11 protein-coding genes are annotated in these 12,846 nt (G+C 69.2%); 6 read left to right on the top strand and 5 right to left on the bottom strand.

The genetic code is table 11. The annotated features are described in order from the left end of the window. Window positions 1-445: 445 nt before the first annotated feature. The 6 genes from eno (at window position 446) to OG858_RS45470 (ending at window position 6,880) form a co-directional block, all read left to right on the top strand. The gene (eno, locus tag OG858_RS45495) at window positions 446-1,756 is read left to right on the top strand and encodes a phosphopyruvate hydratase (protein ID WP_319267243.1); all 1,311 of its coding nucleotides are present in this window, start codon (window positions 446-448) and stop codon (window positions 1,754-1,756) included. Between the two features lie 88 nt (window positions 1,757-1,844). After that, window positions 1,845-2,855, top strand: a complete 1,011-nt coding sequence (locus OG858_RS45490) for a VOC family protein (RefSeq protein WP_328543775.1) — start codon at window positions 1,845-1,847, stop codon at window positions 2,853-2,855. Between the two features lie 26 nt (window positions 2,856-2,881). Then, window positions 2,882-3,433 (top strand): carboxymuconolactone decarboxylase family protein, encoded by a 552-nt coding sequence (locus tag OG858_RS45485; RefSeq protein ID WP_086748744.1) that lies wholly within the window; start codon window positions 2,882-2,884, stop codon window positions 3,431-3,433. Window positions 3,434-3,502: 69 nt separating this feature from the next. Then, window positions 3,503-4,609: an alcohol dehydrogenase catalytic domain-containing protein gene (locus OG858_RS45480; RefSeq protein ID WP_327725913.1), complete on the top strand. Its 1,107-nt coding sequence runs from the start codon at window positions 3,503-3,505 to the stop codon at window positions 4,607-4,609. A 131-nt stretch (window positions 4,610-4,740) separates the two neighbouring features. Next, entirely contained in the window at window positions 4,741-5,649 is a 909-nt protein-coding gene (locus OG858_RS45475; protein WP_086748746.1) for a LysR substrate-binding domain-containing protein, read from the top strand. 364 nt (window positions 5,650-6,013) lie between these two features. Next, complete coding sequence (locus OG858_RS45470) at window positions 6,014-6,880, top strand: 3-hydroxybutyryl-CoA dehydrogenase (RefSeq protein ID WP_086748747.1); 867 nt, start codon at window positions 6,014-6,016, stop codon at window positions 6,878-6,880. A gap of 989 nt (window positions 6,881-7,869) precedes the next feature. On the opposite strand, the gene OG858_RS45465 is transcribed toward OG858_RS45470, so the two are convergent. From OG858_RS45465 to OG858_RS45445, 5 genes are read right to left on the bottom strand one after another with little or no spacing between them, the layout of a single operon-like run. Further along, window positions 7,870-8,835: an electron transfer flavoprotein subunit alpha/FixB family protein gene (locus OG858_RS45465; RefSeq protein ID WP_086748748.1), complete on the bottom strand. Its 966-nt coding sequence runs from the start codon at window positions 8,833-8,835 to the stop codon at window positions 7,870-7,872. A 26-nt stretch (window positions 8,836-8,861) separates the two neighbouring features. Continuing rightward, window positions 8,862-9,644, bottom strand: coding sequence for an electron transfer flavoprotein subunit beta/FixA family protein (locus OG858_RS45460; protein WP_086748749.1), 783 nt, complete (start codon window positions 9,642-9,644; stop codon window positions 8,862-8,864). Window positions 9,645-9,685: 41 nt separating this feature from the next. Then, a complete protein-coding gene (locus tag OG858_RS45455) occupies window positions 9,686-10,867 on the bottom strand; it encodes an acyl-CoA dehydrogenase family protein (RefSeq protein ID WP_086748750.1) in 1,182 nt (393 codons plus the stop codon). 59 nt (window positions 10,868-10,926) lie between these two features. Then, window positions 10,927-12,186, bottom strand: a complete 1,260-nt coding sequence (locus OG858_RS45450) for a CaiB/BaiF CoA transferase family protein (protein WP_319069226.1) — start codon at window positions 12,184-12,186, stop codon at window positions 10,927-10,929. Further along, the gene (locus OG858_RS45445) at window positions 12,183-12,671 is read right to left on the bottom strand and encodes a zinc ribbon domain-containing protein (RefSeq protein WP_086748752.1); all 489 of its coding nucleotides are present in this window, start codon (window positions 12,669-12,671) and stop codon (window positions 12,183-12,185) included. The genes OG858_RS45450 and OG858_RS45445 overlap by 4 nt, the downstream gene beginning before the upstream one ends. Between the last annotated feature and the right edge of the window lie 175 nt (window positions 12,672-12,846).

The raw sequence follows: 12,846 nt of genomic DNA, 5'->3' as shown, positions 1-12,846 counted from the left end.
GCTCACTTTCCTTTCGGCCGCGGCCCGGCCCGGCGGGCCCGCCCCTTCCTGTGCTGTCCGTCCGTCCAGGAAGCGTGCGGGCCCGTCGGAGTCCTTGCCGGAGCAGGATCGTGCGAACGATAGCATTCACTTCAAGGTGACCCAAGAGGCAGAGTCACACGGCAGACCGATAAGGGTGGAGCACAACTCGCCCCTTGACATCACCGTCGACAGTTCGCAGGATTGCGCTATCGTTAGCACTGCGACGAAGAGAGTGGTACGACCCTTCGCTCGCTCGCAACGCCCTCGTATCGATCCGGGTGGCGCCCCCTCGGGGTCCGCCCGCGCTCGTCCGTCAGTGATGGCCTCCGTACGCCTTCGGCCGTGCGGACGTCCCACCCCCGATGACAGGCACGGGCATCCCGGCCATCACCCGGATCGTCCGAACTCCGAAAGGTTGCACCGCATGACAGACGCGCGGATCGCCAAGCTCCACGGCCGCAGAGTGTGGGATTCACGTGGTCGGCCGACCGTCGAGGTCGAGGTGCACCTCGCGGACGGCTCGGTCGGGCGGGCCATCGCGCCGGCGGGGGCTTCGACGGGCCGGGGCGAGGCACTCGACCTGCGCGACGGAGGCAGCCGCTTCGGCGGGCTCGACGTCCGGCGCGCGGTGGGCTCGGTGAACGGCGAGATCGCACCCGCTCTCGCCGACCGTGACGCGAGTGACCAGGAGGCCGTCGACCGGCTTCTGGTGGACCTCGACGCAACTCCGGACCGCAGCCGTCTCGGCGGCAACGCGATCGTGGCCACGTCCATGGCCGTCCTGCACGCCGCCGCCGCATCGGCGGGCGTCCCGCTGTGGAAGCATCTGGCGGGCGAACGCCCGGTCCGTATACCGCTGCCCGAGATCCAGATCTTCGGCGGCGGCGCCCACGCGGACCGGCGGGTCGACGTGCAGGACTTCATGGTGATGTGCCCGGCGGCGGACAGTTTCTCCGAGGCCCTGGACTGGACCGCGGAGATCTACCGGGCGGCCGGGAGCCTGATGCGCGCGGCGGGGAAGGCCCAGGGCGTGGCCGACGAGGGCGGCTTCTGGCCGGCCTTCGACTCCAACGAGGAGGCGCTGGAGATGCTGACCCGCGCCATCGAGACCGCGGGCTTCGCTCCCTCGACCGAGGTGGGCATCTCGCTGGACGTCGCGGCCTCACAGTTCGGCAGCGGCGGGCGGTACACCCTGGCCCTGGACGACCGCACTCTGGACACCGCGGCGTTGATCGACATGCTGGGCGGCTGGATCGAGCAGTATCCGATCCTGTCCGTCGAGGACCCGGTGGGCGAGGACGACCACGACGGCATGCTGGAGTTCACCCGGCGCTACGGCGACCGCTGCCAGGTGATCGGCGACGACTACCTGGTCACGAACGCGAAGCGGGTGGAGACCGCAGCCACCGTCGGAGCGGTGAACGCCGTCCTCGTCAAGCCGAACCAGGCCGGTACGGTCACGGAGGCGCTCCAGGCACTGCGGGCCGGGAAGGAAGCCGGATTCGGCACGATCGTCTCGGCGCGTTCCGGCGAGACCGAGGACATCACCATCGCCCATCTGAGCGTCGGCTGGGACGCCGGCCAGTTGAAGGTGGGCTCGTTCACCCGCTCCGAGCGCATGGCCAAGTGGAACGAGGTTCTGCGCATCGAGGAGTCCCTCGGTGAATCCGCGGAATTCAGCGGGTGGTCCGCCTTCACATTCGCCGGATCCGCTGCCTTCACGGCCGAGCCATAAATCCGAGGCCCTTGCAGCCAAGCCGCAAAAGGGTCTCGAAGTATTAAAGTCAGCGAAATCCAGAGCCGATCCGAGCACGGAGACCAGCATGCTGCCACCCGTCAATCTGCGCCCGAGTTTCAACATCACCCGCTCCAGCCACGTCCGGCTCACCGTCGCCGATCTGGCCGAGAGCCGGAACTTCTACGTGAACGTGCTGGGACTCGTCGTCAGCGACCAGGACGAGCGCACCTGCTACCTCCGCGGCCTGTCGGAAGCCTGCCACCACAGCCTCGTCCTGGAACTGGACGAAGAGGGCGCGGGCTCCAGCAGGAGGATCGGTTTCCGGGTCTTCTTCGACGAGGACCTCGACATCGCGTACGACTGGTTCCGTGAGCGGGGACTGCCCGCAGAGTGGGTCGACGCCCCGTACCAGGGCCGCACCCTGCACGTCAGCGACCCCATCGGCACTCCGCTCGAACTCTGCGCGCACATGGAGACCCGGCCGAGGCTGCACATCGACTTCCAGCTCCACAAGGGCGCGCACGCGCAGCGGCTCGATCACTACCAGACCTTCGCGCCCGACACCTACGAGCTGTGCGCGTTCTACGGCGAGCTGGGCTTCCGCAACTCCGAGTACCTGGCGCACGGCGACAAGCTGCTGGGCGCGTTCATGTACCGCAAGGGCACGTGCCTGGACCTGGCGATCGTCGAGAACACCGGGCCCGCCCTGCACCACTTCGCGTACACCGTCTCGGAGAGTCACGACATCTTCACCTCCTGCGACTTCGCGGGCATCCATGGCTACGGCGAGGGCGTGGAGCGCGGCCCCGGCCGTCACGGTCCGGGCGGGATGCTCTTCGCCTACCTCCGCGACCCCGACGGGCACCGGGTGGAGGTCTTCAACAGCCACTACCAGACGATCGACACCGAGATCGAGCCGGTGCGCTGGGACGCGGGATCGCTGAGCACCAACGCCCGCTGGGGCCTGCCGGCGCTGGAGAAGTGGTACTTCGAGGCGTCGCCCTTCGTCGGCGTCAAGCAGACTCCGCCGGCCGAGCCGCCGAATCCCATGTCGCTGGAGCGGTTCCTGCGCGAACAGCCCCAGTCCACCCGCTGATCCTTTCGTCCCCCGAGGAGACACCCATGGCACGCGTCCCCTATCTGCGCCGCGAGGACGCCGACGAGTCGCAGAAGCCCCTGTACGACCGGCTGGAAGCCGAACGCAAGGTCCCTACGGCGAACATCTTCCTCGCCCTGACCAACGCGCCGACCCAGCTGGACGCCTTCCTGACCTACGCCAACTCGCTGCGGGCCGCCGACCTCAGCCCCAAGCTGCGGGAGCTGGCCATCCTGACCGTGGGATACGCGACCCGGTCGGCGTACGAGGTCGCGCACCACCAGTCGCACGGGCTCAAGGCCGGGCTCACGGCGGAACAGCTCGCGGCGGTGGCCGCCTTCGAGTCGTCCGGTCTGTTCGACGACACGGAGAAGGCGGTGATGCGTCTCGCCAAGGAATCCACACTCCGGGTCGATGTCTCGGAGGAGACCTGGCGTGCCGCCGCCGACCGCCTGACGGACAAGCAGATGGTCGAACTGTCGTTGTCCATCGCCTGGTACAACTCCGGCGTCCGCATCATGGGACTGCTCGGCATCGACCTTGAGGAAAACTACCCGAACCCTTTCCCCAATTCCTGAGTTCGTAGGGAATTCTTGATGTCTCCGCCCCCGGCCGCCCGGGACGGAGCAGTTCCGAGGAGTATGTCAATGGCGAAAATGCTCGCTGCACGACTGCACGCGCTCGGTGAGCCGATGTCGGTGGACACGATCGACGTGCCGACGCCGCGCCCGACCGACGTACTGGTGCGGGTGAAGGCGTGCGGGATCGTGCCGAACATGGCCAACGTGATCAACAACTGGCCCACGTGGTTCCCGCACCAGCCGTTGCCGAAGTTCCCCGCCATCTTCGGCCTGGACGCCGCCGGTGTGGTCGAAGCGGTCGGCGAGGCGGTGCTGCACACCAAGCCGGGCGACCGGGTCTACGTCAACCCCCTGCGTTCCTGCGGCAGTTGCCAGGTGTGCCGGGGCGGCGAACTGAGCCGGTGCCGCTACTTCACGTTGAACGGCTACTTCAGCACCTCACGTGACGGCCAGCGGATCTTCGACCTCTACCCCTACGGCGGCTTCGCCGAGTACATGACCGCCCCGCAGTACTCGATCGTCAACCTCCCGGACACCATGACGTTCGAGCAGGCCGGCAAGCTGGGTTACATCGGCACCTCCTACGGAGCCCTCAAGAACGCCGCCGCCGGCCCCGGCCAGGTCGCGCTGATCGACGGGGTCACCGGAACCCTCGGGGTCGCCTCAACCGTGCTCGCGCTGGCCTCCGGTGCCTCGCGGGTTCTCGGGACCGGCCGGAACGAGGAACTCCTCAAGCGCGTCAAGGAACTGGACCCGGAGCGGGTCGAGGTCTTCCGGCTGGGTGACGGCTCCACCGGTGAGTGGGCGAAGTCCCGCACCGGCGGCGAGGGCGCGGACTATGTCATCAGCGCGCTGGGTGCCAAGGCCCCGGTGGAGACGATGCTCGACTCCATGCAGGGCGTCCGGCGGGGCGGCAAGGTGGTCAACGTCGGGGGCGTGGCCGACCGGCTGCCCGTGGACGTGAAGTGGCTCATGGACGAGCAGGTCCAGCTGATCGGCTCGAACTGGTTCAGCACCGCTCAGGGGCAGGAACTCGCCGACATGGTGGCCACGGGCGCTCTGGACCTGTCCTACCTGCAGGTCAAGCCCTTCCCGCTGTCCAGGGTCAACGAGGCGATCTCGGGCCTGGAGGACCGCGACGGCGGATTCAGCAACTACGTCGTCATCCCCTGAACCACGGCGTACCGTACTCACCCCGCGGCGGTCCTGTTCTGCCCTGACGCCGCCGCGGGGTGTCCCGACCCACCGGCCGTACACTCGGCCGGTGCAGGCCTGAGCACACGCCCAGCAGGACGGAGGGGCCGGTGGAACTGCGCTGGCTGGAATCGTTCGTCACCGTCGCGGAGGAACTGCACTTCGCACGGGCGTCGGACCGTCTGCATCTCGCTCCGTCGGCACTCAGCGCCCAGATCAGGGCGCTGGAGTCGCACCTGGGCGTCCGCCTGATCGACCGCGGACGACGCACCCGCCCGGCACTCACCAGCGCCGGGCGACTGTTCCTCGACGAGGCGCGGCTGACCCTCGCCCAGGCCGCGCGGGCCGAGGCCGTGGGACGACGTGCAGGCCGCGGGGAGCTGGGGCACGCCCAGATCGCGTACGTCGCCTCGGCCGCCTTCTCCGGAGTACTGACCGACGTCCTCACCCGCTGTGCGGCCCCCGGCACGCAGCTCACCCTGCAGGTACGCGAGTTGGAGACCCCGGCGCAGCTGGAAGCACTGGCCTGCGGGGACATCGACGTCGGTTTCCTGCGCTGGCGGCCGGAGTACCCGCCCGAGGTCACGGCCATCTGTCTGCTCACCGAGGAGGTCGTCCTGGCGCTGCCGACCGACGCGCCGCTGGCGGCGTACGAGGCGGTACCGGCGGCGCAGCTGCGCGACGAGCAGTTCGTGGCCCCGCACTTCGACGAGGAGTACGGCTGCCGGGACCAGATCCTGGAGGTGGCGGAGCGGGGTGGTTTCAGCCCACGGTGCGCTCCCCCGGTACGGGACTTCATCGCGGCTCTGACACTGGTGGGCGGTGGTCTCGCGGTGGCCCTGGTCCCCGAGTCGCTGCGCCGCGTGCAGATCCCCGGAGTGGCCTACCGCCCGCTGGCGGACGTACCGCTGACCACGCGACTGGTGGGCGCCTACCGCAGAGGCGAGACCTCCCCCGCCGTGCGCGGCGTGATCCGCCGCCTGCGGGAGGCGGCCGCCGCCACGATCGCCGCCGGCTGAAGCCGCGGTTGCGCCGGCAGGCGGACGGCATGGGGCGAGCTTGGCGATCCGCGGCCTTCGCGGGGTGCCTCGGCCCACTCCCCGCCAGTGCCGTCATGTCCCCGTCCGGTCGTGCCGTCCTCGCTCCCACGACCACCTCCTCGGGCTCGCCTCTCCAGGCGCCGGGCCCATCCCTGATCTTGACGGCGGGGCTTCCCCGCCGCACCGCCGACCGACACCGAACCGGCGCATCTTTGTACGCGGGAAACGCACCGTCCGAGCAGCTCAGAGGGGGTGCGACCGGCCTAGGCTCGACTCGGCAACAACAGACCGTGGCGGCGTCCGTCGACTGCCGCCGGACGGAGAAGGACAGGCGGAGGAACGCATGACATCGATCAAGCACGTGGGCGTCGTCGGCGCCGGGCAGATGGGCCGGGGCATCACCGAGGTCTGCGCCCGGGCCGGCCTGCGCGTCACCTTGTGCGACGTGACCGAGGACAGGGCCCGTGCCGGTCTGGCCGGCGTGGCCGACTCCCTGCTCAAGGCGGAGAAACGCGGCACCCTCACCTCGGAGGACCGTGCCCATGCGCTGGCCGGGATCTCAGCCACCGGGGACCTCTCCCACCTGTCCGGGGCGAACCTGGTGATCGAGGCGGCCGTGGAGGACGAGCAGGCCAAGACGGCGCTCTTCCGGCAGCTCGACGAGGTGGTCACCGATCCGGCCGCCGTACTCGCCAGCAACACCTCCTCGATCCCCATCGCCCGGCTCGCGGCAGCGACCGGACGGCCGGAGTCGGTGGTCGGCCTGCACTTCTTCAACCCGGTCCCTGTCATGCCACTGGTCGAGATAATCCCCTCGCTGCACACCTCGAAGGTCACCGAACTGCTTGTGCGGGCCTTCGCCGACGAGACTCTGGGCAAGAGGACGATCGTCACGCAGGACCGCGCCGGCTTCGTGGTGAACTCCCTCCTGGTTCCCTACCTGTTGGCAGCGGTAAGGATGGTCAGCTCCGGCACGGCGACGGCCGAGGACATCGACACCGGGATGACCGCCGGCTGCGCCCACCCCATGGGCCCACTGCGCCTCGCCGACCTCATCGGCCTGGACACCGTCGCGGCGATAGGTGAGGCACTGTACGAGGAGTACCGCGAACCGCTGTATGCCCCTCCCCCGTTGCTGCGCCGCATGGTCGAGTCGGGCCTGTTGGGGCGCAAGTCGGGACAAGGGTTCTTCAACTACCAGGCGACCTGAAGGCCGGAAAGGCGACGGTAGTTGGGTACAGGTTCACAGAACAGCCTCAGCCCGGCGGCCAGGACTACCGTGGGAGCTGCCGTCGCGCTCGCGGTGCGCCCCGTCGGCTGCCGCGCACAGGTTCGCCTCGCACCGGGCGGCCTCGGTGAGCGGACTCGCGCACCCTGCAGCTGTGCGGAACGTCCGACGAACCGGCCGCCCTCTTGGTAGTAGGGGCTCATGCGTAGGCCGACTTGAGAGCATGGCTGACGTGGGCCAACCGGCTCTGATCTGCGCCGGTCGCGACAGATCTGGCTGGCTGGTTGCTTCGGCAAGCGCCCTGATGCCGTACAAGGCTGCTCCCATTGTTCGTGCGAAGCTCCGCCAGCCGGAAGGCCACGATCTCCTTGTCCCGCTCCGGTCTGGGCTCCATGGCCGGATCGACCCCGGAACGGCCCGGTCCCCACCAGGCAGACCGTTTCAGCCTCGTGCCGGTCCCTTCGGGCCCGAATTCGAAGCGCCATGTGGCAGGGGCTTCGCGGGGTCCACGACCGGGTCACCGTAGCGGCCGTCCGGATCAACGACCGCCCAGCCGAAGCACGCTGTTCCTCCAGCTCGGCGATGTGCGACACCTTCCGCCACTCGTCGATCATCCGGTGGTGGTTGTACCCCGCGAAACGGGCTCCCGGTGCGGGCGCCTCGGCGCCGTCGAGCCATTCCACACGCTGCAGCTCAGGGCTCAGGGCTCAGGGCTCAGGGCTCAGGCGGGCCGGCAGAGCAATGTCCGTCACCAACGCCCTCACCCGCGTGGGATCGGCGTCGATGTACACATCGCAGCAGGACCCGGGTTTCCCGATGTATCGCATGGGGTCCTCCCCCATGGTCGGTGTCTCAATGCCCGGTCTCAGGGCTGGCATCGGTCTCGGGGTTGCCGCAGGTGAACGCTCACCGCAGTCAGCGAATGGCCGGAGGGGGCGGCCGTCGGCCGCCCCCTCCGGTCGCGCAGCACCTCAATCGACGGCGCGGCGGGCGGCGACTTCCTGTGTGAGCTGGGGAGTCACCGCGAACAGGTCGCCCACCACACCGTAGTCGGCGAGGTCGAGGATGGGCGCCTCCGGGTCCTTGTTGACCGCGACGATCGTCTTGGACGTCTGCATTCCGGCGAGGTGCTGGATCGCCCCGGAGATACCCAGGGCTATGTACAGCTGAGGGGACACGGACTTGCCGGTCTGCCCGACCTGGAACTGGTGCGGGTAGTAGCCGGCGTCCACCGCGGCACGCGAGGCGCCGACCGCGCCTCCGAAAGCGTCCGCCAGTGCCTCCACCACCTCGAAGCCGTCCGCTCCTCCGACACCTCGGCCTCCGGAGACGACGACGGCAGCCTCGGTGAGCCCCGGCCTGTCGCCCGCGGGTGCGGCGCGCCGGTCCGTGACACGAGCGGAGGTCGTGGGGTCGACGACCGGCAGGGCCAGCGTCCGCTCCACGGCCCCGCCGGGATGCTCCTCCGGCTCGAAGGCCCCTGGGCGTACGGTGATCACCGGTATGCCGTGGGTTACCTGGGAGCGCACGGTGTACGAGCCCCCGAAGGCGATCTGGGTGACCACACCGGAGGCGTCCAGGTCGACGGCGTCGATCAGCAACCCGGCCTCCAGCCGCGCGGCCAGACGCGCCGCCACCTCCCCGCCGTCCGTCGTCGCGGAAGCGAGCACGGCGGCGGGAGAGGTCTCGCGCACCGCGAGCTCCAGGGCGTCCACGGCGGGCGTGACCAGGAACTCGGCCGCTTCGGTGGACTCCGCCGCATGAACACTCGCGGCGCCGTGACGGGCGAGGGATTTCCTGAGACGCGCCGCCGTGCCGGGAGTTCCCACGACAACGGCGGCCGGGTCCCCCAGCCGCCGCGCGGCGGCCAGGAGTTCGTATGTGTACTTGTTGACACGTTCCCCGTCGTGGTCGACGAGTACGAGGACATCGGGCATCGGTGCCTGTTTCCTGTTCGGGTGGTTCAGACGAGCTTCTGGGCGATCAGGTACGCGGCGAGCTGCCGGCCTGCCGAGCCGTCGTCCGTGACGCGGGTTCCGGCTGACCGTGGGGGCCGCGGGACGGCCTCCAGCACACGGGTGCGCGTCACGAGGAACGCGGCGTCGTCCGCGTCCGGGAACAGGTCGTCGAGGCCGACCGTGTCCACCGGCTTCTTCTTCGCGGCCATGATCCCCTTGAACGAGGGATAGCGCGGCTCGTTGATCTTCTCGGTGACACTGACCAGCGCGGGCAGCGGGGCGTCCAGCGTCGCCTCGCCGTTCTCGGTCTCACGCTCGCCGCGCACCCGCCCGGCGTCCACATCGAGCTTCCGTACGTGGGTCACCTGCGGCAGGGCGAGCAGGTCCGCGACGACTGCGGGGACCGCGCTCGCCCGACCGTCGGTGGTCGCGTCGCCGGCGAGTACCAGGTCGACGTTCTCCACGGTCCGTACGGCGGCCGCCAGGACCTTAGCGGTGGTCACTACGTCCGCGCCGCGCAGGCGGTCGTCGCAGACGTGGATGCCCCGGTCGGCGCCCATCGCCAGAACCTTGCGTACGGCTTCGAGCGCGGAGTCGGGTCCCATGGAGACGACGGTGATGTGGGCGTCCACCGTCTCCTTGAGACTCAGGGCCTCTTCGGCGGCGCGCTCGTTGATCTCGTCCAGAACGAGATCGGCGTCCTCGCGGTCGAGGCGGTGGTCGGCCGGGGACAGGGTGCGTTCGGCACCGGTGTCCGGCACCTGCTTGACGAGTACGACGATGTTCACGGGCGTCTTCCTTCAGCCTTCGGTGGACCGGTCTTCAGCGGTCAGCGGAACGCCGCCTGGCCGGTGAGCGCCTGTCCGACGACAAGGGTGTGCATCTCGCTGGTTCCTTCGTAGGTCAGGACGGACTCCAGGTTGTTGGCGTGGCGGAGCGGTGAGTACTCCAGGGAGATGCCGTTGGCACCGAGGACGGTGCGGCATTCGCGGGCGATGGCGATGGCTTCGCGGACGTTGTTGAGCTTGCCGACGCTGATCTGTTCGGGGCGGATGGCGTGCTGGTCCTTGAGCCGGCCCAGGTGGATGGCGAGCAGTGCGGCGTTGCCCACGGAGACGCTCATGTCGGTGAGCTTCTTCTGGGTGAGCTGGAAGGCGCTGATGGGCTTGTCGAACTGCACGCGGGAGTCGGCGTACTCGATGGCCACCTGGATGCAGTCGCGGGCCGCGCCGACCGCGCCGAACAGGATGCCGAAGCGGGCCTCGTTCAGGCAGGACAGCGGTCCGCGAAGTCCCTGCGCGAGCGGCAGGCGGGCCGAGTCGGGCAGCCGTACGTTGTCGAAGTACAGCTCCGAGGTGATGGACGCGCGCAGCGACATCTTCTGCTTGATGTCCTGCGTGGTGAAGCCGGCGGTCCCGCGGGGGACGAGGAAGCCGCGGATGCCGTCCTCGGTCTGCGCCCAGACGGTGGCGACATCGGCGATCCCGCCATTGGTGATCCACATCTTGGAGCCGTTGAGAATCCAGTCTCCCCCACCGTCCCGGACGGCCCGGGTGCGCATCCCGGAGGGGTTGCTGCCGAAGTCGGGCTCTGTCAGGCCGAAACAGCCGATCGCCTCACCGGCGGCCAGCCGGGGCAGCCACTCCTGCTTCTGCTCCTCCGAGCCCCACTTCCAGATGGAGAACATCGACAGCGAGCCCTGCACGGACACGAAGCTGCGGAACCCGGAGTCCGCAGCCTCCAGCTCCAGACAGGCGAGGCCGTAGCTGACCGCGTTCGTCCCGGCACAGCCGTAGCCTTCGAGGTGCATACCAAGAACACCCAACTTGCCGAGTTCTGGGGCTAGTTCGCGGGCGAAGTGGGCGTTCTCGAACCACTCGCCGATGTGCGGGCGCACCCGGTCGGCGAGGAACTTGGCCACGGTGGCCTGGATCTCGCGCTCCTCGTCGCTGAGGAGGGAGGAGATGTCGAGCAGATCGAGGGGGTCCTTCATCGGCTTGGCAACGCTCATCGTTGGCTCCTGGGGGTTGTGGGTGATCAGGTCGGTCTTGGTGCCCGCGTCCGGAACGGTCAGCTGACCGCTTCGTTCGGCGCGGGGGTGTGGTCGTGGCCGGAAGAGCGGTGCAGGATCTCTGCGGTGTGCCGGCCCAGGCTCGGTGGCGGCAGGCGGTACCGCGCCGGTGTGCCACTCAGCGCGATGGGGTTCGCGACCTGGCGGGAGGGCCTGCCTTCTGCTCCGTCGACTCCGCCGACGGGTGTGGCGGGGATGTCGACGATGCCGGGAAGGCCGAGCTTCTTGGCGAAGTTGAATGCCTCGTCAAGGGTGTTGACCGGCCCGGCGGGCACCCCTGCGGCCAGCAGGAGGGTCGACCAGTGGTCGGCGCCTGCGGTGCCCAGCCGCCGAGTCAGGATGTCCCGCAGTTCGGTGCGGTGGGCGACTCGGTCGGCATTGGTGCGGAAGCGGTCGTCGAGAGCCAGACCGGGTTCCCCGACGAGGTCGGAGAGCGCGGCGAACTGCCGGTCGTTGCCCACCGCGATGGCGATCGGACGATCGGCGGCAGGGAAGGTCTCGTACGGGGCGATGCTCGGATGCGCGTTGCCCATACGGCTCGGAACCACACCGGCCACCGCATACGCCGACGCCTGGTTGACCAGGGCCGACAGCAGCGAACTGAGCAGGTTCACCTCCACGTGCTGCCCTTGCCCGGTGGCGTCCCGGTGCCGGAGAGCCGCGAGGATGCCGAGCGAGGCGTGCAGGCCGGTGATCACATCGACCAGAGCCACACCCGCCTTGACCGGCTCACCGGCCGCGTCCCCGGTCACGCTCATCAGACCGCCGACGGCCTGCACGAGCAGGTCGTATCCGGGGATCGCCGCGCCCGGGCCGCTACCGAAGCCGCTGATCGAGCAGTAGACCAACTCCGGATGCTGGGCGCGGAGTTCGCGATGGCCGAGCCCGAGCCGTTCCATCGTGCCGGGGCGGAAGTTCTCCACCAGCACATCGGACTCGGCGACCAGAGCGCGAGCCTGTTCCAGCCCGGCGTCGGTCGTGAGGTCCAGGACCACGGACTTCTTGTTCCGATTGACGCTCAGGAAGTACGTCGAGGTGCCGTCGTGGTCCGTCGGCGGATGCCAGGCCCGGGTGTCGTCCCCGATACCTGGCCGTTCGACCTTCACCACGTCCGCGCCCAGGTCGGCGAGAAGCATGGTGGCATAGGGCCCAGCGAGAACCCGGGAGAAGTCGGCGATCCGCAGACCCTCCAGCGCGCCGCGGCCCGCTCCCTCGACCGAGCCGGCCCATCCGTCCTGCGCGTTGTGCTCGGTGCTCACGCGCCCTCCTCTCTGATCGTCCCGCTCGCGCGAGGTGGCTGCGTTCGAGCCGACTCCCGTTGCCACCAGCGGTCCGAGGTCGGCGGACGCGTGGGCTCGACGACGGGCAGTCCCTGCCCGAGGGGAGCGACGGCCCGTACGACACTCACCCTCGACCCGACGGTGACCGGCGACGCGTCGGTGGCCTGGCAGAGCAGGTTGAAGCCCTCGTTCATCGCGACGAACCACGTGTTGTGCGGGACCTGGCCGTGGCGGCGGACCACGACCCCGTCGCCCGCGCTGCGCTCCCGTCGAAAGCCCACGGACCCGCAGGCACGGCAGAACGAGCGGCGGTATGCCGGAGTGCCGCACCACAGACAACGCTGGAAGAGCAGCTCGTCGCGGTCCGCCGGTGCGTTCGGAGTGACGGGCGTGGCCGTGGCGATGGCAGCCGCTTCGGGATCTCCTTTGAGTTCGGTTTCTTCAAAGGTGTCTGTCTGGAACATCACGGCCTCCTGCACTCAGTTCGATGACCGGAAACGGGAGATCGGAATCCGATCTGGCCCCATCACCCTGGCCCTGCCGCAGACCGCCGGTCAACGACGAGCTGACGCATCTTTGTGCGCGGAACGCGTCCCATTCACCGAGGTCGGAACCGTCTTCCAAGCACTACTCTCACAG

Origin of the sequence: Streptomyces europaeiscabiei, from assembly GCF_036346855.1 — a bacterium.
In the GTDB taxonomy this organism is placed as follows: domain Bacteria; phylum Actinomycetota; class Actinomycetes; order Streptomycetales; family Streptomycetaceae; genus Streptomyces; species Streptomyces europaeiscabiei.
The sequence above is the reverse complement of the archived record's forward strand: the minus strand, read 5'-3'. Positions and strand labels throughout refer to the sequence as shown.

Excerpts from the sequence above, each read along its gene's own strand:
- OG858_RS45490 (WP_328543775.1), top strand. The coding sequence starts at position 1,845 with ATGCTGCCACCCGTCAATCTGCGCCCGAGTTTCAACATCACCCGCTCC.
- OG858_RS45445 (WP_086748752.1), bottom strand. The coding sequence starts at position 12,671 with ATGTTCCAGACAGACACCTTTGAAGAAACCGAACTCAAAGGAGATCCC.
- OG858_RS45455 (WP_086748750.1), bottom strand. The coding sequence starts at position 10,867 with ATGAGCGTTGCCAAGCCGATGAAGGACCCCCTCGATCTGCTCGACATC.
- eno (WP_319267243.1), top strand. The coding sequence starts at position 446 with ATGACAGACGCGCGGATCGCCAAGCTCCACGGCCGCAGAGTGTGGGAT.
- OG858_RS45480 (WP_327725913.1), top strand. The coding sequence starts at position 3,503 with ATGGCGAAAATGCTCGCTGCACGACTGCACGCGCTCGGTGAGCCGATG.
- OG858_RS45465 (WP_086748748.1), bottom strand. The coding sequence starts at position 8,835 with ATGCCCGATGTCCTCGTACTCGTCGACCACGACGGGGAACGTGTCAAC.
- OG858_RS45485 (WP_086748744.1), top strand. The coding sequence starts at position 2,882 with ATGGCACGCGTCCCCTATCTGCGCCGCGAGGACGCCGACGAGTCGCAG.
- OG858_RS45470 (WP_086748747.1), top strand. The coding sequence starts at position 6,014 with ATGACATCGATCAAGCACGTGGGCGTCGTCGGCGCCGGGCAGATGGGC.